Genomic DNA, 20,522 nt, shown 5'->3' on the forward strand with positions numbered 1-20,522 from the left:
AACCGGAACGTTCAGTATTCAGTGTCTGGTATACGGGGTATGAGAGAACTCGGTGGCACGCGCTGGGTGGGAACCCCGGCTGGCGGACGCGATACGTCGATACCGTTACGATACGGGGAGGGTGTGGGTCGACGATGACAGCCCCAGAAACGAACAACGTGGTGCTCGTCACGGTGGACTCGCTGCGGGCGGACGCGCTGGGTGGCACCGACAGCGTCTCCCCCGTCATGGACTCGCTCGCCGAGTCGGGTGTCGTCTTCGAAAACGCCGTCGCACATGGGAACTGGACGCCGTTCTCGTTTCCCAGCATTCACGGGTCACGGCCGGTGTTCGCGGAGAGTGACGACATCGGTCTGGCGTCGACGCCGACGCTGGCCGAACAGGTGTCCGATGCCGGTATCGAGACGGCGGGGTTCAACGCCGCAAACGGCTTTCTCACCGACCACTGGGGGTACGACCGCGGGTTCGACGAGTTCGAGCCGTTCGTCGACAGCGGCGGCTACAGCAAGTACCTGGCGGCCCATCCGACCGTGCAGGCGTGGGTCCAGCTGGGCACCTCGCCGTTCCGGCGCGCCGCGACCGTTCTCAGCGGCGGGTCCGACGAGCGGCCCTTCGCCGACGTCTCCCGGATGGGCGACCTCGAGGACCGCGCCACCGAGTTCCTGGAGTCGACCGACGGACCGTTCTTCCTGTGGGTCCACTACATGGACACGCACACGCCGTACGTGCCGGCCCCGCGGCATATCCGCGAGGTGTCGGACAACCACTTCGGCGTCCTCCGGATGCTCAGCTCCCACCTCCGAACCGGACTGGGCTGGGAGGTCGACGACCGGACGCTGGAGACGCTCCGGACGCTGTACGAGGCGACGGTCCGGCAGGTCGACGCCAGCGTCGGTCGGCTACTCGACACGCTCGAAACTGAAGGCCACCGCGACGATACCGCCGTCGTCGTCGCCGGCGACCACGGCGAGGAGTTTCTCGAACACGGCCATCTCGCTCACTACCCCAAGCTCTATCGGGAACTCATCGACGTTCCCTACATCGTCTCGACGCCGGACAGCGAGGGCCAATCGGTCGAGACACCGGTCGGGCTCGACACCGTCGCGCCGACGGTGTGTGACCTGCTATCGCTCACGCCGGCATCGGCGTGGGACGGGGCCTCTGTCGCCCCAGCGGTCAACGGCCAGGCCATCGACGACCGCGCCCCCATCGTCTCCGCGGCAGTCCGGGGCGAGAGCGTGACCAGCCAACCGATTCCGCGGAACCGCGCCGACGGGGAACTCCTCCTCAGCGCACGCGACGAGCGGTACACCTACATCGAGTTCACCGAGTCGGGCCGCCGAGAGCTGTACGACCGGACGAACGACCCCGAGGAACAGGTCGACCTGTGTTCGGAATCGACGGCCGCCGACCCGCCTGCGACCGTCCTCGACCGGCTGTCGGACGCCGTCGCCGACCACCTCGCAGACCTCGACAGCGACGGGACGGGGGCCGGAAACACGGAGGCGTCCGACGAGATAACAGCACGATTAAAGGCGCTCGGTTATCAGTAAGGCAGTATGGCGTCCGCTGTCGTCACACAGGCCCGACGGCAGCAGCTCGTCCGGTTTTTTCTCGTCGGCGTAATCGCGGCCTCGATCCAGACGGTGCTGCTGTGGTCGTTTGTCGACGTCGGCGGTCTGAACTACATCATCGGTGCGGCTATCGCTATCGAGTTCACGATACTGTTCCAGTACGTCCTCAACAACGCCTGGACGTTCCACCGCTCGCAACACTCGACGCTCAGGGAGTACATGGTGGGGATGGGGAAGACAAACCTCGTCCGCGGGACGGCGATACCGCTCCAGCTTGGGCTTCTCTACGCGTTTGTCACCTGGGGCGGCGTGCCGTACCTCGTCGCGAACGGCGGCGCTATCGTCATCACGGGCGTGTACCGGTACGCGCTGGACGCCCACTGGACGTGGGGTTAGACCGTCGGAACGGGAACCTCGTCGAGCACGTTCTGGATGACGGTTCCCTTGTCGACCTGCTCGACGCGGGCGTCAGGGGTCAACACCAGTCTGTGTGCAAGCACCGGCTGTGCGACCCGCTTGATGTCGTCCGGGGCGACGTACTCCCGGCCGGCGATTGTCGCCATCGCCCGCGCCGCCTCGAACAGCCGCTGGGTCCCCCGCGGTGAGACGCCGACGTCCACGCGGTAGTCGTCTCTGGTCGCCCGGACGAGGTCGGCCATGTACTGCAGCAGGTCGTCGTCGACGGTGACCGCCTCCGGAACCCGGCGGAGTTCCGCGACCGACGCCGCGTCGAGTACCGGTTCCACGGTCGGGCTCTGTGTCGTCCGGCCGGCGCGTCGCCGGAGGAGTTCGACCTCGCCCTCGTCGTCGGGATACCCGAGCGAGGTCTTTGCCAGGAACCGGTCGACCTGGGCCTCGGGGAGCTCGAAGGTCCCCTCCATGTCGACGGGGTTCTGGGTCGCGATGACGAAGAACGGCTCGGGCAGGTCGTAGGTGTCCCCGTCGACGGTGACCTGTCCCTCCTCCATCGCTTCCAGCAGGGCGGACTGGGTCTTGGGCGGCGCGCGGTTGATCTCGTCGGCTAGCACGACGTTGGCAAAGACTGGCCCTTCAGTGAATTCGAAGCTCCGGGACTCCTCGTTGAAGACGTGCGTCCCGGTGATATCGGCCGGGAGGAGGTCCGGTGTGAACTGGATGCGGGAGAAAGACAACCCAAGCGCGGTCGCGACGCTGCGGGCCGTCAGCGTCTTGCCCGTGCCGGGAACGTCCTCGAGCAGGACGTGGCCCTTCGCGACGACGCCGAGCAGCACCGTCTCGAAGAAGCCGCGGTCGGCGATGACAGCACTGCTTATCTCATCGAGGATCTGACTCGACACCTCGCTTGCCTCGGTAGCGTCCATAGCCTGTCATGTCTCGGGTCCGGTAAATGGGTGTCGAGACTGAAATCGAAACCCCTAAAGAGCAAACGGCGGTACTGACGGGTGAGCCGAGGTAGCCTAGCCTGGCCAAGGCGGTTGCTTCGAGAGCAACTGTCCTCACGGACTCAGGAGTTCAAATCTCCTCCTCGGCGCTTCTGACGGAACGACTCGCCCAGCGGCCGCTCTTCCTTGTCTCCACGTGGGCCAGTACCGTCGTCTCTATCGAGCGGACTCCGGAAACAGAGCGACGTAGTCGATTACGAGACAGTTATTTCTAACGTGTCTATTTGTATATTAGTCTCTAATAACATAAATTTTTACTATATCCCTAAAAATCGAGCGGCAGCGATTTTTGATATTTAATATACAGCTTATAATACTGCCGGGACCTGAACGAGCGTTCGCCACTGTCGGACCACCACCGCCGCACCCAAACGATTCTCTCACGGGAGTCTACGTACGGCGACTCTGGGGGACTGCCTCGGCAATTCAGAGCACACATCGTGTCCAACCACACTGATTCCACGACCCGACTCGTATCGCGCCGGAAAGTCATCAGCGCCAGTGCCGCCGGCTTGCTGTCAGCTATCGGCCTCAGCACGGGCGTCACAGCCAGATCAAACAACAGCAAGGGGACGGAGCACGCGGCCACCATCGACATCCAGAACCAGCGAAGCGACGGCGAGGTCGTCACCACCGCCTCGGTCACGATGGCCGACGGCGGATTCGTCAGCATCCACGACCGCCGACGGTTCAAGGGGGAGATCCTCGGGTCGATAATCGGCATCACCGAGAGTCTCGAACCGGGAACTCACGAGAACGTGCCGGTCGAGCTGTTCACAGACGCTGCCACGGCCCCGGGCCCGGGCGAGGGACAGGACGAGGACGGCCTCACCCACACCCAGCCGTTGCTCGCGATTCCGCACCGGAACGAGAACGGCGGCGCCGGCGACACGTTCGACGGGAGCGAGGACGGCGCGTACCGGGACGGTCCGAAACAGATCGGTCGGTTCCCGGTCGTCAACGACTTCGCGACTGTTCGCGTCGAACCCAGCCGGTAACCCGCCGAGTCGCCGCCAGTCGCCACCACGGTTTTTATTCGACCCGGTCAGGTCAGCAGGAAGATCAACACGCTGACGGTCATCACAGCGAGGATGAACGCCGCGGCCAGCGCGCCGCCCATCGAGACCATCGCGTTGGCGGTCGACGCCAGCGTCTCGGTCCGGTCGTTGCCGAACACCGTCACGGTCGCCTGTTCGCTCGCCATTCCGGCTTCGACGGGTTCGAGGTCGGCGACCGCCCTGTCGACGAGGTCCGCGATTAGCGCGATGATCTCCTTCTCGGGGATCGCCTGTCCGACCTGGTTCTCGGCCTCGACGGTGTTGACGATGTGCGTGTCGCTTGTCATCACTTCCATCGTGTCCACGCCCTCGGCGGCGTCGATGATGCGCTGGCGGAGGCCCGGTTCCATGTTGTTGCCGTCGATGAGTACGTACGCCGTCCGGTGGTCGGTGACTTCGAAGACACAGACCCGGATTCCGAGCGGGCCGACGCCCTCCTCGGGTTCCCAGGGGGTCTCGTCCCAGGCGACCCCACAGCGGAGCTGCCCGGTCTCGGCGTCCGTGAGCAGTTCCCCGAGCTGTCCGGCCCCGTGGAGCATATCGAAGGACCGCTGACTGCCGGGGACGACGTGGCCGAGGTCATCGCCTTCGAGCCCGTCGTTGCAGTTGTGCGCGTCGACCAGAAGCACGTCCTCCAGCCCGTCGACCCGCGCTTCAGACATGGCCGAGAGTCCCACGGCGTACTCGACGTCGTCGGCACAGCCCGGCGCGTACGTGTTCACAACGAGCGCGTCGGAACCGAAGGCCTGGCCCGTCAGCGTGGCCTCGCCCTCGGTGACCCGGTAGCCCGCCGTCGCCTGGTCGTCGTATTCGAGGTTCTGATACGCCGTCTCGGCGGTCGACAGAATTGTGTCGACCTCCCGCTCGGTGACGAGGTTGAAGTCGTGGCCTGCGGTCGCGTGTGGCGGGAAGGCCAGGCCGTCGGCCGACTCGGCGACGCGTCTGGGGAGGTTTCCGCCGCCGATTTCACCCATCGGACCGGGGTGAATCATCGGGAGGACGAACCGGGTCTTCTCCTCGCCGTCCGGTCGGCGGACCGACAGCACGGTGACCGGGACGACGGCTTCTTCGCCGATGTCCTCGAAGAACTCCTCCAGTTCGCGCGTGCCCTCGGCGATGTGCCCGATGAAGCCCCGGAGAAAATCCAGCGCGGAAACGCCGAGCGAGGAGCGCCAGGGCTGGTCGATGACGACCAGGAACAGCCAGACCGCCAGCGCGTAGATGACACAGATAACCGCGAGGATGATGAAATCCTCCGGGATGAACCCCTGTACCTGCGGGGGGACCTCTTCCGGGCGGGAGAGGTACTCCCGGAGCATCGGGTCCTCGAGGATGAACGCGGTCGCCCCGCTGTAGATCGCCAGCAACGCCGCAGCAGTGACTGTCTGGACGCTCGCCGGAATCGCCGCTTTCAGCAGCGAGTGTCTCGAGACGGCCATCAGTATCAGCAGTCGGAAGGCGAATATCGACGCCAGCGCGACCAGCAGCACGTCGAAGACGAAGTTCTGGCCCAGCCGGACTGTGAATATAGCGATGAGGCCGGCGATGGTCAGCATCGCTATCGTGACGAGCTCACAGATGACCGCAAGCAGGGTGGCCCGGTTCGGGGTCAGCTGACCGCCCAGCTGCCGGTCGACCCACGGAGTTACGGCACTGGCAATCGAGGTCGGCAGGCCGATGAGGAACACGCCCTGCCAGGCGTCGTCGAGGATGAACCGCGAATCGAAAGCGACGATGCCCGTCATCGCGGCGATGACCAGCGCGAACGCAAGGCTCGTGTACCAGGTCGGAGCCCGGAAAATAAACCGCGAGAGGCTAGCGAGATTGCCCTGTGTCGCCGTCATTTATGTATCACACCCTATGAGCGAATATAAAACCAGTTACATTACCCTTTACCGGTCACTGGCGGGCGACGGACTGCCGGTCACAGACCGACAGGAAGTTCTCGAACACTTCCTCGCCCTCTTCTGTGTGGGCGACCTCCGGATGCCACTGGACGCCGTATATCGACTCGTCCGTGTTGCTCATCGCCTCGACGCCACAGACGTCGGATGTCGCAGTTCGCTCGAACCCGGGCGGGACCTCCTTGACCTCATCAGCGTGGCTGGCCCACACGCGCGTCTCCGGATACAGCGAGCCCAGAAGCGGGTCGTCCTCGTCGAGAATGTCGACCGTCACGTCCGCGTAGCCACCGTACTCGCCGCCGCCGACCCGGCCGCCGAGTTCGTCGGCGATGAGTTGCATCCCCAGACAGATGCCCAGCACAGGAACGTCGAGGTCGAGATACGCGGGGCAGTTCCCGATGTCGTCCATGTCCGGGCCGCCGGAGAGGACGATACCGTCGGCGTCGATCTCCTCCGGCGGGGTCGTGTTGTCCCTGAGCGAGACGTCGACGCCCATGTCCCGGAGCGCGCGCTGCTCCAGATGTGTGAACTGTCCGTGATTGTCGATAACGTCGATTCGGGTCATTACTGACGCGAAGGCCACGAAGGCGTATATATCTCCTGATGCGGTCGACGGTGCTGCTCGTCCGGCCTCAGAGCCACTCTCGAAGGGCCTGGCGAATGTCGTCGAGAACGGTCGGCCCGCACAGTTCCAGCGTCACGGTGTTGCCGTCGTCCGACGTCGTGAGGTGTACCGCCCCGCCGTAACTCTCGACGATCCACGTCGTCAACCACAGCCCGACGCCTTTCGAATGGCGCAGTTGCGTCTCCGCGCCGCTGTCCAGGACATCTCGCTCGTGCTGTGGGATCGACGGACAGTTATCGCCGATATGAACGAACACACTCCGGTCGTGTTCCTCGACCGAGATATACACCTTCGGGGTTGCTTCGCAGTGGATGACCGCGTTCTCGATGATGTTCTGTAAAACGGTGTCGAGTAACCAGTCGGCGTACACTCCCGACTGGTCCGGGAGGTCCAGGTCGATAGTCGTCTCTGGATGTGACTGCCTGACCGCGGCTGCCTGTTCTCTGATGCATGGCACGATATCGATCGGCTGCTGTGCGCGACGGTCCGCGTCGAACGCGAACTCGATTCGTCTGGCCTTTTCCGTCGTGTCGATGATATCATCGATCGTTTCGCTCAATTGATCGGCGTGCGCACGGCATTTGGGGTCCCCGCGCTCTGTGGCTTCCCGCTGTAGCTCGCCGACGTGTCCGAGCGCGACGTTGAGGTCGTTCCGGAGGTCGTGTCGGAGCACCCGAAACAGCACCTCGTTGCTCTGGGCCAGTCGGCGTCGGGACCGCCGGAGTTCGATCAGCCACCCGAACAGAATACCGCCGAACCCGCCGACTGCGACCCCGCTTGCGAGTATCGACGGGACCATCGAGGACTGCGGAATCGGGGCGAGCAACACGACGATGTTGATGAGCGTAAACAGCGCGACGCCGAACCCGCACCATTCCGCGGTGGTCCATACCTGGTCGCCCGAGATTCCGCTCATCGGCAGCCAGTAGTTCGCCGCAACCAGGGCTAACGCTGGGGTCAACCCCACGCCGAGGACGACCACAGTTATCAGAGACGGACTGGCGGTGGCCACCGCGTGGGCAAGTAATCCGAGGGAAAGCACTACGCCCGTTGAGACCACGTATCCCGTCCCCAACGACTGTTTCGTGATCGCCGAAGAGGTCACTATACTTATCGGTTATCGTGTTCCTACTTATCCGTCCGCCATTGATTATCAAATTTGATATCTGAATTGGCTACGAATCGTCGTACCGGTCGGCAGCCGACTCGAAACCCAGTTCCGATTGCTCCCTGGAGCGGCGCTGTTCCCGCTGTGCGATGGCTTCGGGGTCCGGGTTCGCGTCGTCGTCGAGCCGCGCCCACGACTGGTGAATCTTCGCGTGACACCACCGACAGAGAAAGACCGTTATCTCGTGTGACAGCTCGTCGTCCCCCTCGCGGTACGAGAGGTGGTGTTCTTCCAGCAGCGGTCGGTCCTCGGAGTGGCCCATCCGCCGCTCTCCGAGCCCGCAGCGAACACACTCCCGGTCGTGGTTCCGGGAACGGAAATGCGGGCAGTCGGCCCAGTCCCATTCCGGTCCGGCCTCTGGGTCCCCGCTGTCGGGTGCGACCGCCGCCGGACAGCGGAAGTCGTCGGCACTTCGAGCGTTGGCGAACTCGGGGTCGTGGTGACCGTGTTCACGCGCCCAGCGGCACTTCCCCTCACCGGTGACGAAGTCACACCGCGTCACGTGGTCGTACGGGTCGTCGACGCCGACGGACGTCCCCCCGGGAGCCTTCTCCATGCGACACAGTGGGTTCCCGCGCCCCTCAAACCCTCCGTTCCGACAGAAGACTTTTTGCCCACCTGCGTCTTCCGCGGTGATATGCGCCTCGTCCACGACCCCGATGGCGCGGCTCGCCCCCTCGCGACGGAGGTCGAGTACGCCGAGTCGATGCTCGAACAGGGGCGGGGGCTGATGTTCCGGTCGTCGATTCCCGACGACTACGCGCTCGTGTTCCCCTTCGACCGCGCGAGCCGACAGTTCATCCACATGCTGTTCGTCCGGTTCCCGCTCGACGTGCTCTGGCTCGTCGACGACGAGGTCCAGGCCGTCGAAACCCTCCAGCCATGGCGGTCAATCGGCTACGCGAATGCGGACACAGTCATCGAACTGCCCGGTGGCGTGGCTTCGGGCGTCTGTGAAGGTGACACGGTCCGGGTCGAGTCTTGAATGGGCCCGGCGCCTGAGTGTGGTAATCGGTTCCGTCACCTTTTAGACCATGAAGGTTAGAGTAGTCATCACTATGTCGGAACACCCGACGGAGGATAGAGGAAGTCGCCGCGAGGCGGCTGGCCGCGAAATTCGTGGCGCGTGATGGAAGAGGATTTTCTGTGAGTCAGAACACCTTATTCGGGGGGCACCCAGCCATGCGTGTCCTCTCAGACGTCGGTGAGGTACAGTTTCTCGACACGACACTGCGCGACGGTGAGCAGGCACCCGGGGTCTCGCTGACGCCGGACGACAAGGCCGACATCGCCCGTTCGCTCGATGCGGCGCGTATCGACGTCATCGAGGCGGGGAGCGCCTGTACCGGTCCCGGCGAGCGCGAGACAATCTCCCGCGTCGCGGGGCTCGACCTCGAGGGCACCGTTACCAGCTTCTGTCGTGGTATCCAGAACGACATCGACCTCGCGCTCGAGTGTGGTGTCGATGGTATCAACCTCGTCGTCCCGGCCAGCGACAAACACGTCGAGCAGAAGGTCGGCACCTCGAAGGCCGAGAACGTCGAGAAAACCGTCGAACTGGTGGAGTACGCCACCGACCACGGGCTCTGGGTCGAGGTCATCGGCGAGGACGGCTCGCGGGCCGACCTGGACTACCTCGAAGAACTGCTCGGGGCCGCAGTCGAGGCCGGCGCGGACCGGATCTGCTGGGCCGACACCGTCGGCCACGCGACCCCGGACCGGGCCCTCGAATGCGTGTCTCGGCTCTCGGACCTGGGTCCGGTCAGCACCCACACCCACGACGACCTGGGGCTCGCGGTGACGAACGCCCTGGTCTCCGTCGCAGCGGGCGCGGACCTCGTCCACGGGACGATAAACGGCATCGGCGAGCGCGCCGGCAACGTCGCGCTGGAGGAGGTCGCCATCGCGCTCGACCACGGTTACGGCGTGGAGTCGATGGACCTCACCCAGGTGTACGACCTCGCCCAGCTCATCGCCAACCGGACCGGCATTCCGCTGGCACCCAACAAGGCGGTCGTCGGCGAGAACGCCTTCACCCACGAGTCCGGTATCCACACCGACGGCACGCTCAAGGACGACTCGATGTACGAGCCGTACCCGCCGGAGAAGGTGGGCCGCGAGCGCCGCCTCGCGCTCGGCAAGCACGCGGGTCGGGCCGGTGTCGAGGCCGCGCTCGACGAGCACGACGTCGCGGTCACCGAGGACCAGCTCTCGGAGATCGTCAGCCGCGTCAAGGAGATCGGCGACCGCGGCAAGCGCGTCACCGACGCCGACCTGCTGACCATCGCCGACGAGGTGACCGGCGACGCACGCGACCGCCGGGTCGAGCTGCTCGGTCTGACTGCCGTCTCCGGTTCCGATACGCCGACGGCGAGTGTCCGGCTCGCGGTCGACGGCGAGGAGCGCAAGGAGGCAGCGGTCGGCTCCGGGCCGGTCGACGCCGCGATGAACGCCGCCGAGACGGCGCTTTCCCACACCGCCGACGCGACACTCGAAGCCTACCACGTCGACGCTATCACGGGCGGGACGGACGCCCTCGTCACTGTCGAAATCGAGATGTCACGCGGCGACGACCACGTCGTCGTCACCGCCAGTGACTCCGATATCACCCGGGCGTCCGTTCGCGCGATGGTCGACGCGATGGACCGCCTCGTCGCCGACGACGAGGAACCGCTCGTCGCCGACGACTGATACGGACTGCTGGATCGGTTTCTGCGGTTGCTCCTCCCCGTTTGTCGTCTCAGACCAGCCGTGAGTCTCGTCAAGTCATGTGAGTTAGTACCAAACAAGTGTTAACTATGATGAATTATAGCTAAAATAATCTATTAGATGCCACTGTCGGTATATGTGGCTGCTGTGGCGGATTGGGGCGATATTGGAAACTCCCGGCCGTAGATGATGCCGGGTGGGACCGGTCGAGGCGTGCATCGCTAGGTGGGGACTGACAGTGAAATGGTGGCCATGGCAAGACCGGGGCGCGACAGGCCTGTGACACGGTGGGGCGACAGGCGACGCCGTCGGTAGTCGTGTCCTGACCAGACGCAGGGTGTTTGTACCATGATAGGAATCGACTTGACAACGACCCGACGACGACTGTTACGGAGTCTCGGTGTCGGAGCCGCCGGTGCGGGACTCGGAACCACCGTCGGTGCAGCGGACCCGGTCGGCGCGGCGAACAGCGCGGCCCAGAACAGTCAATCAAATACAATCGACCCCATCTTCGGCCTCGCCTCGGCGGAACCGAACCCGTGTAGCGGCGACGCCGATGCGGCGTGCTTCGAGTCGTTCCCGGCCGAGGTTCGGCCGGACCACGAGGTTGAGATGCACATCGGACTCCCCGGGCTGCTCCTGGCGCTTGCCGAGCAGGGCGGGCTTTCGGAACCGACGACAACGACCGTCAACCTGGAGGCGGCCGACGGCGACATCGTCGCACGGAACCTCCACCGTCCGGACGCCACGGTCGAGATACAGACGCCGGACGGCGCCGTCACTCGCACGGTCGCCGAAATTGCAGAACTCGTCACCGAGACGGTCGGATTCCACTACGACCCGGCCGGCATCCACATCTCTCCGGGTGACGTCGTCCTGTTCAGTGCCGAGACGCCGGACCACGCCGTCGCCGCGTATCACGAGCGACACGGCCGACAGAACCGAGTGCCCGACGAGGTCGGACCGTTCGCCTCGCCACAGATACCCGTCGGCGGGTCCTGGCGGTATCGGTTCGAAACCGAGGGCGTGTACGACCTCTACTGCCCGCCCCACCAGGTGTTCGGGATGGTCATGCGCGTGGTCGTCTCCGACGGCGACACGGTCCCGTCGCTCTCAGTCGAGAACACCGGACGGCCGCCGGGGACTGAGACCTTCTTGCCGGAAATCCTCGGTGACTTAGATCCAAACGTCCCCAGCTCGAACGGGGCACTGACGACACCGGCACTCGAACCCGAGAACATCGTCGACCAGGGAACCGTGTCCTGGGACGCTGTCGTCGAAGACCACCGAACTTCGTAGCGACGGACGACAGCTGGCCGGCGCCGTTCCGGCGTGGACGGGTGCCACGTTCACTCTTTATCGGTGGACGTATTTCAAAAAACAGCAGCAAACCAACCGTCAGAACATCTCGCGTATGGACCGGTAGTCGAGGACTACTTGTGTCCGCGGCTTGCTTCGTGGTACTGGAACACCGTCTCCATGCCGTCCACCAGCGCATTGAGGTCGACGCTGTCCGTCTCGAACTCGCGGTCACGCACGGACTGGTAGATGTCGGCCCACCGGTCTCGGAACCTGGCCTCGAACTGTTCGGATTTTATCTTCTCGATGAGCTCGGCCTTGCCGTCAGGGTTCTCCAGTTCTTCGGGCGTGACGAACCCTTCCTGAAGCGCCAGTACGACGATTCCTGCGGTGTAGTCCCCTTCTTTGACCTCCCGCTCCCAGGTCGTGAGCCAGTTGCCGATGCGGGCCATCTCCTGTAGGTCCCAGAGCAGGTCCCGGACCGTGCCGTAATCGGCGAGCTCGAAATCCGGCGAGTACATGAGGTCAACCGCCGCGTAGGGGAACATTACCATGTTGTGTGCCCCGTAGGTTTCGGCCCCGCTGAGGTTCGCAATCCGGGGGTTCTCGTTGACCACCGCGCTGTAGTCCATCGCGTTCAGCGTCTGTCGCATATCGTACGTAAACACGTCGTAGAACTCGTCGACGCGCGGTGCGTCGGTCAGTCCGCCCTCGAACTCCCGCCACACACGCTCGATAAAGGAGAAGAATTCCTCGCTTACCGCCGTACGGCTCGGGTCCACGGCCGACGGGTCCTGGACGAGCCGCCGGGCTTCTTCGAAGGTGTCCCGGTCCCCGTCGTTCTCGACGATGTCGTCCAGAATCGTGACGTACATCGTGAGTATCGTCTTCTGTGTCCGGACGTGGTCAGCGTGGTCCGGGTGGACAGAGGTGAGCGTGAACTCGGGGAAAAGCGAGTAGATCCACTGCCACAGGAACCGGTCACGCTCGCCACAGACCCGTTCGTACTCGTCTGCGAGTTCCGCGACCCGGTCCGGGAGGCTGGTCGTCCGCACCTCTTCGAGGAGGTCTTGTGCATCAGCCGGGGACGATTCAACACTCATCGGTCTCACCTGCGAGGGTCGCTTCTTGAACCCGATCCGGGTAATAATGTCCGATTAACTGCGTTTCGCCCACTGCGATTGCCTCTGGTTGAACGGTCACTGCCTCGTTGCCCGTGCCCGACTGCGAGCCGGTTTCAATCAGTTGTTGGCCGCGGTCCATACAATCGAAAGGCGAAGTTTCGCTTATAGTGGTACTGACGTATAGAGTACCTATAATTTACTGTTAATAGAACCTTTTAACCGGTTTTACTCCAGGTTACGTACCAGTTTTTCAACTGCTACCACGAGAGAAATATCTGCTTACTGAAAAATCCAGGCCACGTATAAACGAGAGAGGAAATTAGGATGATACTAATACGCCGGTGAACGGAGCGTCCCCTTCTAAATAAGGTCACACTGCCAGCAGAACAGTCGCTCGCGGAGCCGAGTTAGGCTTCGAGCCCGGCCGCCACAGAGACATCACGGGACGGTGTCACCAGCACCGAACGGTTCCCTTCGACCTCGATACGACAGCCGGCCATGCTGAACACGACTAGCCCATCAGGGCTCGGGGTGCCGTCCGCGTTGGGACGGAACAGTCGGTCCAGCGCATCGGGGTCGATACAGTCACTGATTCGGTCTTCGAGGTCGACGGGGTCGACACCCAGCGTGTCGGCCACAGCGTGTACGATGGTTTCGCTCAGCGGTTCGTTGGGTGTCGGTCTGTAGACCAGTTTTGCCTGGGACATTGTTCGTCGCTGTCTGTCCCTTTCCCACCGACTGAAAAGGTGATTGTGGCTATACAGATACAGCCAGCCGGACAGGCCACTAACAGTATAGCGGCGGCTCAGCTATCGCCGAACACGAGTTCGAGCAGCTTTCGCTCGCTGACGCGGAGGTGCCGGTTGACCGTCGGCTGTGACACGTCCAGGCTGGACGCGATCTCCTGCCCGGTCGTCTCCCGGGGCCAGTCGAAGAAGCCACTCAGATACGCTGTCTGTAGCACTTCGAGCTGTCTGTCGGTGAGTTGCTCCTCCAGTGCCGACCGGACGGTCCTGTCTTGCTGACCGTCGGACTGCGCGCCGTCGCGACGCGCAATCAGCTTGACGCCCGCGTAGCGCTCGCCGAGCTGTTCGACGAACTGCCGAACGTCGGTTTCACCCGAGACGACGACCGTCACCGTGAGTCCGCCCGTCGACGTTCGGAGCGATTTCAACCGCCCGCCCTGCTCCAGTAGCGTCTCCGCGACGGTCTGGCCTGTCACGACCACCTCGTAGAGCCCGTCCTCCTGGTCGGTCGAGATCGCCCGGGCGGTGTCGACGCGGGCCATCGACAGCACCTGTTCTTCGACGAGAGCCGGGTCACAGTCCGAGACAGCGATAAAGAGGCGGATCGCACCGTCGCTGCGCTGCACGGCCCCCTCACAGACGACCGGGACACCGACTCGGTCTGAGAGTTGGGTCAGGAACGACCCCGGGGCGGACAGCGACAGTTCGAGTTCGACGGTTCCGTCGCCCGCCCGTCGCTGTCGGGATTCGACCTCCCGTATCGCGTTCGCGATTGTCTCGCCCAGCTCGGTGAACACCTCCTGGAGCATCTCGTCGAACCCGTCCTCCTGCTGGGCGTACACCGTCAGGACGCCGTAGACGAAGTCGTCGTATTCGAGCGGGATGCTGAGCGCCGACTGGAACTCGCGGGAGAGCGCCTCCGTCCGCCAGTGGTCGCCCCTGAGGTTGTCGGCCACCGACGGGACGACGGTCATCGCTTCGGACTGTGCAGTCTGGACCGCCGGTGGCCCGCCCTCCCGCTCCAGCGACAGCGAGACGGCGTCCAGATAGCTGGCGGTGTCGCCCGCCCACGCCCTGGGGACGAGCTCCGTCGCGTCCTGTCGGCCCAGCCACGCGAAGGAGAACCACTGGGACTCGGCGAGCTGGTCACACACCGCCTGCTCTATCTCCTCGGTGGTCTCCGCGTCGACGAGCACCTGATCTATCCGACGGATGATGGCGTTGACCTGTTTGAGCCGTCGCAGTTCGCGGTTCTGTTCGCGTCGCTCGGCCTCGCGTTCGCGGAGGGTCGTCTCGCGGTCGACGCGCGCGAGCGCGGCCTCTGCGCTGGCGGCGAGCAGGTCCACCATCTCGCGGGTCCTGGCGTCGCTGTGTTGCTCGCCCAGTTCGATGTAGAACACGCCGTGGTCTTCAAGCGGGAGGCAGAGCCGCTTTGCGTCCGCCGTGACCGGTCCCGCTCCGAGATTGATACGCTCGCCGGGGCCGACTTCGACGGCGCTGTCCTGCACGAACACCTCCCACACGGTGCTCTGGCCCGGGCCGACCGACGTGCTTCGGTCCGCCTCGGCGTCGCCGACGCTGCGGAGGGTGTTGTCGCTGCGGTCGAACAGGTAGATTTCAACGTCGGGGAGCTCCAGCACGTCGACGGCCGTCTCGAGTATCTGCTCTGCCACGGCCGTCTTGGTCTCCGTGTGCAGCAGCTTTCTGGTCGACTCGTGCAGCGCCGCGAGCGTCTCCTCGAACCGCTTCCGGTCCGAGATGTCCCGAACGACGCCCACCTGCCGGTAGCTCCCGTCCTCGCGGTCGTAGGTCGTGAACTTGGTCTCTATCGGAAACGTATCCCCGGTAGCGGTTCTGAGGTCCGTCGTCAGCGTCCCCACGTCGCGCTCACCCTCGATGAACTGCCGCGACATCTCCGCGGCCTCCTCGATGACGGACTCGTCCGCAAGCAGCGTCGCGTTCGACCCGACCAGCGTGTCCTGGTCGTAGCCGGTCATCGACTCGACGGCGCTGTTGACCGTCTGTATGGTGAAGGTTTCGTCGAGGGTGTAGATACCGTCCTCGATGGTCTCGACGATGCGTTCGTACTGTTCGAGCATCTCCGTCCGCTCGTGGCGCTCGGTGATGTCGTGGACGATTCCGAGATACAACTCCTCGTCGTCCCATTGCTGGGGCTCCAAGGCGATTTTGACCCACCGTTCCGTGTCGCCGACGGAACACGACGAGGTCAACGGCGCTCCCGCTGACTGGCTGCAGTGGGCTCCGAGGTCGACGTCACTCAAACCCGGAAAGAACTCACCGATTGGACTGCCAAACACGTCCGAGGGGTCCGAGTCGAGGAGCGCACAGAGGTGGTCGTTTCCGGTGCGTATCTCCCCGTCCGTGGCGGTGACGACCACTGGCTCGGGCATTCGCGCGGCGAGGGTTTCCAACAGCACAGGGGGAGACTGCTGTGCCGGTGTGTCACGTGCCGCTTGTTCGTTCTCGTCCGTTCCACCGACCGGCTTCTCCATACCGTTTCACGGCACTTGCCATGGGAAAGGTTGCTTTCAGCATACGTACCAGAACGAGGTAACTGTATATTCGTTAGGTCCGGATACGGCTCAGTCGCTCCCAGCGATGCGGACCACGTCTTCGAGGCTGGACACGTCGTGGTCAGGCGTCACGTCGAGTCTGGTGTCGACCCGGTGCGGGCGGCGGATGAACGCCGAGTCGATGCCGGCCCGGTGGGCCGCCTCGACGTCGGATTCGTTGTCGCCGACGAACAGGGCGTCATCGACGCCGAGGTCCTCCATCGCCCGTTCGATGTAGTACGGTCGCGGTTTCTTCCGGCGGAGGCTCTCGACTGTCGGTTCCCGCGCCCAGACGCTGTCGAAGTGGTGGCCGATGTCGAAATGCTCGAAGGCAAACGCCACGGTGTCCCGCTGATTCGACGAGACCACGCCCAGCGGACAGTCCAGTCGGCCGAGCACGGACACGTCGGAGTAGGGCTGTTTCTCGCCGGCACGGATGAGCGACCGCTGAACCTCGGTCAGTGCCTCGTCACGAGCCCGGAAGAACCGCTCGGGGTCGATATCGTACTGGGTGCAGATGTCGGTGAGTTCGGGCACCGTAACGCCGATGCTCATCGCCTCGACGTGGGCCGCCGCCGGCGACACGACGCCGAGTTTCCCGAAAGCCCGGCGCGCGCCGACGTGGTGTGCGTCCATGTCCGTCAGCGTCAGCAACACGCCGTCGTTGTCGAAGATGACCGATTCGTAGCCCATCACGCAATTCAACGGGGCTACACGTAGAAAGGGTTCGCGTTTTTACAGTCCGAGGTCCTCGCTGCCGCTCCCCTCCTGGTCGAACTGCCCCGGCGGTCGCCCGGCCTCGTCGATGACCTCGTCTGTTACGACGACCGGACAGTCCACCCGGAGGGCGATCGCGATAGCGTCGGACGGGCGGGCGTCGAACACCATGTCCTTGCGCCGGTCGTCGGTGTACTGCTCCGCGTCTATCTTCCCGTAGAATGTCCCGTCGGCCAGGTCGTCGATACGGACCCGGTCGATGGCGGCCCCGAACTCCGTCACCATCTCGACCAGCAGGTCGTGGGTGAGCGGGCGCTCGAAGGGCTCGCCGGCCATCGCCAGTTGCATCGACTGGGCCTGGTCCTTGCTGACGAAGATGGGGATTATCTCCTCGCGTGCACGGAGCAAAACGACCGGCGTGCCGCCCCCCTCCTCGTTGACGCCGACGCCGACCCCTTCGACCGTGGCATCGTGTTCCATGGGCCAGTGTTGGGTTCGCGGGTATGAAAAGCTACCCCGGGGCGGTTTCAGTGGCCTATCCCGTAGACTACCGCGTGACCGACGCCGGTTACGACCGCGTCGTGTCTCCGCCGCCTCGCCGGCCGCCTCACGCGCACGCAAACTGTCCCGCCCAGCAGGGACCAGCCCGACACGATACAGTGGTGTGTCCGCGCTGAAGCGGAATTAAACCGAATTAAAACGGGGGATAGATAGCTCAAATCGGACAAATTCGCCTTAATTCGCCTTCTCGGCTTGCCCCCTTCATATGCCACTGGGCCAGAGAGCCGAGCGGAGGCAACGACCACAATGAAACTCACTACGATCGCCGGCGGCCTGCTTGCCGTGCTCGTCATCACGGGCTCGGCGGCGGCGCTGCCCGGCGCAGCAGGCGCACAGGCCGATGACCACGCGGACAACGCACAGGCGGACAACGCCGCCGAGCAGGCAGCGAACGCAGACGGGAACGAATCTGACGGCGCCGCCGAGGCGGCTGACCGTCGCGGCCCGCCCGCCGATGCCGGTGACGCAGCCGACCAGCGCGGCCCGCCGTCGGACCTCCCCGGACAGGTCCCTGACTTCGTCAGCGAGATCCACACGCTCATCGGACAGAAGCAGGCCGGCGACCTCACGGGTGACCTGGGCGCACAGATCAGCGACCTGACCCCGGGTGACGAGAGCGACGAGGCCGACGGCGACACCGAATCGGCGTCCGAGGACGCTGACTCGGACGACGCTGACTCGAACGACGCGGACGCAGACGACGAGCAGTCGACTGACGACGACAGCGACGCGTAACCCCCCTGACCTGACGGCTCTCCACCGACCGACCGGCCAAGCGCGGTTTTTTTGCTTGCTGAACTCCGAGGGACGGGTATGGATGACACCGCCGAGTCCGGCGTCCACGCTGACAAGGGTACCGGTGACCGCACGACGGCGGACTTACTTACGGGTGAGGACGGCTCGTCGGCGTCGGCATCGTCTGACGGGATGAACCGGAAGCGAGCGCTCCTGTTCGTCGCGCCGTTTCTCGCCATCGGGCTGTTCGACCTCGCCCTGTTGCTCGGCTGGGGCCTGGACCCGCTGTGGGGGTTCATGATCCTCCCGCCCATACTGTTCGTCTCAGCGCTGGGCTGGATTGCGTTCCGAACCGGGTTCGCGAGCGACCGGACCGGCGACCCAGCGGTCGAGAAACCCGATTGATTCGGTCGCGGTTCCGTAGCTGTCGATAGAACACCGAGTGATTGCCCGCTCTGTCGCGGGGTCCTATTCCTCGAACAGGTCGTCTACGGCGGCCCGGGCGGCGAGGGCAGCGTCGTCCGCGACCCGTGTCTCGTCCTGACGACTGTCGGGCGCGTTGACGTACACGTCGACGTCTAGCACGCCGTCTTCGAAGGTGACAGTCACGTCGAGGTCTTCGACCGCACCGATGTCGTACCGCGAGAACACAACGTCCTCGGCCGCGGTCGAGGCTGTCTCGACGACCTCATCGTCTGTCGGCATCGCCTTATGCGCCGCCAGCGCCGGGGCCGCCGGCCGGACCCGCGCCGCCTGCGCCGCCGAGCATCTGCTGGAGCTCGCTCTGGAGCTCTTCGAACTGCTCTTGCACGCGCTGTTCCTGCTTTTCGAGCGTCTCGACGCGGACTTCGAGGCTGTTGACCTTCTCTTCGAGGTCGTCCTGGGCCTCGTCGAACTCAGTCTTCACGAGGAGCTCGCCGACCTCGCGGTACATGGTCGAGTCCTCGTCGATGTCGTCGAGCTCGTCGAGTGCCGTCTGGGACTCCTGGAGCTCCGTCTCGGCCTGCTGTTTCTGTGCGGCGACCTGCTGTGCTGTCTGCTGGAGGTCCTGCAGTTCCTCGAGCTTCTCCTGTGCTTCAGGCGGAAGATTACCCTGCATACCTCCAGAGTTGGGGGCCGCACTGTTAAACCCACGCTTTCAGCTCCAACAGCGGGACGGCTGGGGGCTGCTCCGCCCGCTACTCCGTTCAGAGCCGGCGCTGAAAGCCAGTACCGCGCGGTTTATCCCAGACCTACGCGACCTCACCGACCGCCCGCTCCCGTAACTCCCTGGTCAGGTGCATCCCGTGCTGGTGTACCTTTTTCGTCGTCGGGTGGAAACCGCACACCCTCCTCGAAAAAGCTACGATAAAAAGCTGCCACTTGCGGCGCTCGTGGCCGTGAAATCAGGCCACCTCACCGACCGCCCGCTCCCGCAACTCCCCGGTCAGGTGCATCCCGTGCTGGTCGATTCGCCTGACTATCCGCTTGGCCTGGGTGGGCTTGAGGTACTTGTCCTCGATAGCGGCCCGGACCACGACGCCGAAACTGCTCGTCACCTCCGCCCCCAGTCCCTGCGCCATCCGTCGAACGGTGCGGTCTTCGGAGACGACGGCCACGGCGGAGCGGTCGTCGCTGTCGCGGTGGGCCAGCACGCCGGCGAGCACCGTCACGGCGGCGCCGAGGTCTTTCTCGCCCAGCAGTGACTCGGCCTGGTCGACGCGGGCCTCGTCGACGCCGGTGTCGATGCCGCTCTCGCGGTACTCCGTCAGGTTCGTCGCGGTCGGTTCGACCCGGACCTCGTCGATGACGGGCTCCGGAATGACGATGTCGCCGTCGAACGCGTCAAGCAGCGACAGCTCCCCCACCTGGCCCAGCGAGTACAGCGCCGTCGGCCCGACGTAGATGCGGGTCATAGCTCCGCGGCCGTGTCGGCGTCGAGCTCCAGGTCGGACAGTTCGAGCTGGGTCGTCAGGTTGCGCTCGCGGGCCACGTCGAGCCACTCGGCGATAGAGAGGTCCGCGAGCTGTGCGGCCTCGGCCGCCGACACGTCGCCGGACTGGTACTGCTCGACGGCGACGCGGAGCCGGAGCGTCTCCAGCCCCTCACGGAGGGCCTTCCGAATGGTCGTCGACCGGTCTTCCGAGAGCAGCTCGGCTACGTCGTCCAGTTCCGCTTTCTCCTCACTCGGGAGGCGGGCGCTGATTGTCGGCATGTTTGCGCAGTCATCCGGCGTAAACACATATCAAACTACGGGTCGGAGAACCGCCTGTCGTCGACCCGAAACGCCGAATAGAGTAGGCCGTCTGCCCGCCGGACTCCTGTGAGG

At 64.4% G+C, this 20,522-nt stretch carries 23 protein-coding genes and 1 tRNA gene; 9 read left to right on the forward strand and 15 right to left on the reverse strand.

Translation table 11 applies throughout. The features are described from left to right. Nucleotides 1–134: 134 nt before the first annotated feature. Nucleotides 135–1,553, forward strand: a complete 1,419-nt coding sequence (locus KZ498_RS15820) for a sulfatase-like hydrolase/transferase (RefSeq protein ID WP_312620022.1) — start codon at nt 135–137, stop codon at nt 1,551–1,553. Between the two features lie 6 nt (nt 1,554–1,559). Further along, nucleotides 1,560–1,970, forward strand: coding sequence for a GtrA family protein (locus tag KZ498_RS15825; RefSeq protein WP_312620024.1), 411 nt, complete (start codon nt 1,560–1,562; stop codon nt 1,968–1,970). Here the strand turns inward: KZ498_RS15825 and KZ498_RS15830 are convergent. After that, nucleotides 1,967–2,914 carry a MoxR family ATPase gene (locus KZ498_RS15830; protein ID WP_312620026.1) on the reverse strand — a complete coding sequence of 316 codons (948 nt, stop codon included), beginning with the start codon at nt 2,912–2,914 and terminating at the stop codon, nt 1,967–1,969. The two genes, KZ498_RS15825 and KZ498_RS15830, sit on opposite strands and share 4 nt — an antisense overlap. A gap of 85 nt (nt 2,915–2,999) precedes the next feature. Between KZ498_RS15830 and KZ498_RS15835 the strand changes: the two genes are divergently transcribed. Together KZ498_RS15835 and KZ498_RS15840 are read left to right on the forward strand one after the other, a co-directional pair. Then, a tRNA-Ser gene (locus KZ498_RS15835) sits at nt 3,000–3,084 on the forward strand. Nucleotides 3,085–3,435: 351 nt separating this feature from the next. After that, complete coding sequence (locus KZ498_RS15840; RefSeq protein ID WP_312620028.1) at nt 3,436–3,993, forward strand: hypothetical protein; 558 nt, start codon at nt 3,436–3,438, stop codon at nt 3,991–3,993. 47 nt (nt 3,994–4,040) lie between these two features. Here the strand turns inward: KZ498_RS15840 and KZ498_RS15845 are convergent, their stop codons facing one another. From KZ498_RS15845 to KZ498_RS15860, 4 genes are all read right to left on the reverse strand, one after another. Further along, entirely contained in the window at nt 4,041–5,897 is a 1,857-nt protein-coding gene (locus KZ498_RS15845; RefSeq protein ID WP_312620029.1) for a DUF2070 family protein, read from the reverse strand. A 55-nt stretch (nt 5,898–5,952) separates the two neighbouring features. Continuing rightward, nucleotides 5,953–6,522: a GMP synthase subunit A gene (locus KZ498_RS15850; protein ID WP_312620030.1), complete on the reverse strand. Its 570-nt coding sequence runs from the start codon at nt 6,520–6,522 to the stop codon at nt 5,953–5,955. Between the two features lie 67 nt (nt 6,523–6,589). Next, the gene (locus tag KZ498_RS15855) at nt 6,590–7,498 is read right to left on the reverse strand and encodes an ATP-binding protein (RefSeq protein WP_312620031.1); all 909 of its coding nucleotides are present in this window, start codon (nt 7,496–7,498) and stop codon (nt 6,590–6,592) included. Nucleotides 7,499–7,757: 259 nt separating this feature from the next. Further along, nucleotides 7,758–8,306 carry a hypothetical protein gene (locus KZ498_RS15860; RefSeq protein WP_312620032.1) on the reverse strand — a complete coding sequence of 183 codons (549 nt, stop codon included), beginning with the start codon at nt 8,304–8,306 and terminating at the stop codon, nt 7,758–7,760. Nucleotides 8,307–8,387: 81 nt separating this feature from the next. Between KZ498_RS15860 and KZ498_RS15865 the strand changes: the two genes are divergently transcribed. The 3 genes from KZ498_RS15865 (at nt 8,388) to KZ498_RS15875 (ending at nt 11,758) form a co-directional block, all read left to right on the forward strand. Further along, complete coding sequence (locus KZ498_RS15865) at nt 8,388–8,735, forward strand: DUF192 domain-containing protein (protein ID WP_312620033.1); 348 nt, start codon at nt 8,388–8,390, stop codon at nt 8,733–8,735. Between the two features lie 197 nt (nt 8,736–8,932). Beyond that, the gene (locus KZ498_RS15870) at nt 8,933–10,441 is read left to right on the forward strand and encodes a 2-isopropylmalate synthase (protein WP_312620034.1); all 1,509 of its coding nucleotides are present in this window, start codon (nt 8,933–8,935) and stop codon (nt 10,439–10,441) included. 366 nt (nt 10,442–10,807) lie between these two features. Further along, nucleotides 10,808–11,758: a plastocyanin/azurin family copper-binding protein gene (locus KZ498_RS15875; RefSeq protein WP_312620035.1), complete on the forward strand. Its 951-nt coding sequence runs from the start codon at nt 10,808–10,810 to the stop codon at nt 11,756–11,758. Between the two features lie 134 nt (nt 11,759–11,892). On the opposite strand, the gene KZ498_RS15880 is transcribed toward KZ498_RS15875, so the two are convergent. The 6 genes from KZ498_RS15880 to KZ498_RS15905 all read right to left on the reverse strand — a co-directional run bounded on the left by KZ498_RS15880 (nt 11,893) and on the right by KZ498_RS15905 (nt 17,398). Then, nucleotides 11,893–12,861 carry a terpene synthase family protein gene (locus tag KZ498_RS15880; protein ID WP_312620036.1) on the reverse strand — a complete coding sequence of 323 codons (969 nt, stop codon included), beginning with the start codon at nt 12,859–12,861 and terminating at the stop codon, nt 11,893–11,895. Further along, complete coding sequence (locus KZ498_RS15885; protein ID WP_312620037.1) at nt 12,851–13,021, reverse strand: hypothetical protein; 171 nt, start codon at nt 13,019–13,021, stop codon at nt 12,851–12,853. Before KZ498_RS15885 ends, KZ498_RS15880 begins: the two co-directional genes overlap by 11 nt. Before the next feature lie 268 nt (nt 13,022–13,289). After that, nucleotides 13,290–13,589, reverse strand: coding sequence for a HalOD1 output domain-containing protein (locus KZ498_RS15890; protein ID WP_312620038.1), 300 nt, complete (start codon nt 13,587–13,589; stop codon nt 13,290–13,292). 98 nt (nt 13,590–13,687) lie between these two features. Beyond that, on the reverse strand, nt 13,688–16,141 hold the full coding sequence (locus KZ498_RS15895; RefSeq protein WP_312620039.1) for a bacterio-opsin activator domain-containing protein: 2,454 nt from the start codon (nt 16,139–16,141) through the stop codon (nt 13,688–13,690). Nucleotides 16,142–16,231: 90 nt separating this feature from the next. Continuing rightward, nucleotides 16,232–16,894 (reverse strand): HAD family hydrolase, encoded by a 663-nt coding sequence (locus KZ498_RS15900; protein ID WP_312620040.1) that lies wholly within the window; start codon nt 16,892–16,894, stop codon nt 16,232–16,234. Between the two features lie 42 nt (nt 16,895–16,936). Continuing rightward, the gene (locus KZ498_RS15905) at nt 16,937–17,398 is read right to left on the reverse strand and encodes a bifunctional nuclease family protein (RefSeq protein WP_312620041.1); all 462 of its coding nucleotides are present in this window, start codon (nt 17,396–17,398) and stop codon (nt 16,937–16,939) included. Nucleotides 17,399–17,725: 327 nt separating this feature from the next. On the opposite strand from KZ498_RS15905, the gene KZ498_RS15910 reads away from it, so the two are divergent. Continuing rightward, nucleotides 17,726–18,214 carry a hypothetical protein gene (locus KZ498_RS15910; RefSeq protein WP_312620042.1) on the forward strand — a complete coding sequence of 163 codons (489 nt, stop codon included), beginning with the start codon at nt 17,726–17,728 and terminating at the stop codon, nt 18,212–18,214. A 78-nt stretch (nt 18,215–18,292) separates the two neighbouring features. Next, nucleotides 18,293–18,619 carry a hypothetical protein gene (locus KZ498_RS15915; protein WP_312620043.1) on the forward strand — a complete coding sequence of 109 codons (327 nt, stop codon included), beginning with the start codon at nt 18,293–18,295 and terminating at the stop codon, nt 18,617–18,619. A gap of 63 nt (nt 18,620–18,682) precedes the next feature. Here the strand turns inward: KZ498_RS15915 and KZ498_RS15920 are convergent, their stop codons facing one another. The 4 genes from KZ498_RS15920 to KZ498_RS15935 form a co-directional block, all read right to left on the reverse strand. Beyond that, complete coding sequence (locus KZ498_RS15920) at nt 18,683–18,919, reverse strand: DUF3194 domain-containing protein (protein WP_312620044.1); 237 nt, start codon at nt 18,917–18,919, stop codon at nt 18,683–18,685. 4 nt (nt 18,920–18,923) lie between these two features. Then, nucleotides 18,924–19,313 (reverse strand): prefoldin subunit beta, encoded by a 390-nt coding sequence (locus KZ498_RS15925; protein WP_312620045.1) that lies wholly within the window; start codon nt 19,311–19,313, stop codon nt 18,924–18,926. 286 nt (nt 19,314–19,599) lie between these two features. Further along, on the reverse strand, nt 19,600–20,109 hold the full coding sequence (locus KZ498_RS15930) for a hypothetical protein (RefSeq protein WP_312620046.1): 510 nt from the start codon (nt 20,107–20,109) through the stop codon (nt 19,600–19,602). Next, nucleotides 20,106–20,408, reverse strand: coding sequence for a UPF0175 family protein (locus KZ498_RS15935; protein ID WP_004957605.1), 303 nt, complete (start codon nt 20,406–20,408; stop codon nt 20,106–20,108). The genes KZ498_RS15930 and KZ498_RS15935 overlap by 4 nt, the downstream gene beginning before the upstream one ends. Between the last annotated feature and the right edge of the window lie 114 nt (nt 20,409–20,522).

It is taken from the genome of Haloarcula sp. 1CSR25-25 (assembly GCF_032027985.1).
Taxonomy (GTDB): Archaea; Halobacteriota; Halobacteria; order Halobacteriales; family Haloarculaceae; genus Haloarcula.

Bases quoted from the DNA above. Each gene is read 5' to 3' on its own strand.
- KZ498_RS15935 (WP_004957605.1), bottom strand. From the start codon at position 20,408: ATGCCGACAATCAGCGCCCGCCTCCCGAGTGAGGAGAAAGCGGAACTG.
- KZ498_RS15845 (WP_312620029.1), bottom strand. From the start codon at position 5,897: ATGACGGCGACACAGGGCAATCTCGCTAGCCTCTCGCGGTTTATTTTC.
- KZ498_RS15820 (WP_312620022.1), top strand. From the start codon at position 135: ATGACAGCCCCAGAAACGAACAACGTGGTGCTCGTCACGGTGGACTCG.
- KZ498_RS15920 (WP_312620044.1), bottom strand. From the start codon at position 18,919: ATGCCGACAGACGATGAGGTCGTCGAGACAGCCTCGACCGCGGCCGAG.
- KZ498_RS15855 (WP_312620031.1), bottom strand. From the start codon at position 7,498: ATGAGCGGAATCTCGGGCGACCAGGTATGGACCACCGCGGAATGGTGC.
- KZ498_RS15890 (WP_312620038.1), bottom strand. From the start codon at position 13,589: ATGTCCCAGGCAAAACTGGTCTACAGACCGACACCCAACGAACCGCTG.
- KZ498_RS15900 (WP_312620040.1), bottom strand. From the start codon at position 16,894: ATGGGCTACGAATCGGTCATCTTCGACAACGACGGCGTGTTGCTGACG.
- KZ498_RS15865 (WP_312620033.1), top strand. From the start codon at position 8,388: ATGCGCCTCGTCCACGACCCCGATGGCGCGGCTCGCCCCCTCGCGACG.
- KZ498_RS15910 (WP_312620042.1), top strand. From the start codon at position 17,726: ATGAAACTCACTACGATCGCCGGCGGCCTGCTTGCCGTGCTCGTCATC.
- KZ498_RS15905 (WP_312620041.1), bottom strand. From the start codon at position 17,398: ATGGAACACGATGCCACGGTCGAAGGGGTCGGCGTCGGCGTCAACGAG.
- KZ498_RS15895 (WP_312620039.1), bottom strand. From the start codon at position 16,141: ATGGAGAAGCCGGTCGGTGGAACGGACGAGAACGAACAAGCGGCACGT.
- KZ498_RS15915 (WP_312620043.1), top strand. From the start codon at position 18,293: ATGGATGACACCGCCGAGTCCGGCGTCCACGCTGACAAGGGTACCGGT.
- KZ498_RS15885 (WP_312620037.1), bottom strand. From the start codon at position 13,021: ATGGACCGCGGCCAACAACTGATTGAAACCGGCTCGCAGTCGGGCACG.
- KZ498_RS15925 (WP_312620045.1), bottom strand. From the start codon at position 19,313: ATGCAGGGTAATCTTCCGCCTGAAGCACAGGAGAAGCTCGAGGAACTG.
- KZ498_RS15850 (WP_312620030.1), bottom strand. From the start codon at position 6,522: ATGACCCGAATCGACGTTATCGACAATCACGGACAGTTCACACATCTG.
- KZ498_RS15830 (WP_312620026.1), bottom strand. From the start codon at position 2,914: ATGGACGCTACCGAGGCAAGCGAGGTGTCGAGTCAGATCCTCGATGAG.
- KZ498_RS15860 (WP_312620032.1), bottom strand. From the start codon at position 8,306: ATGGAGAAGGCTCCCGGGGGGACGTCCGTCGGCGTCGACGACCCGTAC.
- KZ498_RS15930 (WP_312620046.1), bottom strand. From the start codon at position 20,109: ATGACCCGCATCTACGTCGGGCCGACGGCGCTGTACTCGCTGGGCCAG.
- KZ498_RS15875 (WP_312620035.1), top strand. From the start codon at position 10,808: ATGATAGGAATCGACTTGACAACGACCCGACGACGACTGTTACGGAGT.
- KZ498_RS15870 (WP_312620034.1), top strand. From the start codon at position 8,933: ATGCGTGTCCTCTCAGACGTCGGTGAGGTACAGTTTCTCGACACGACA.
- KZ498_RS15825 (WP_312620024.1), top strand. From the start codon at position 1,560: ATGGCGTCCGCTGTCGTCACACAGGCCCGACGGCAGCAGCTCGTCCGG.
- KZ498_RS15880 (WP_312620036.1), bottom strand. From the start codon at position 12,861: ATGAGTGTTGAATCGTCCCCGGCTGATGCACAAGACCTCCTCGAAGAG.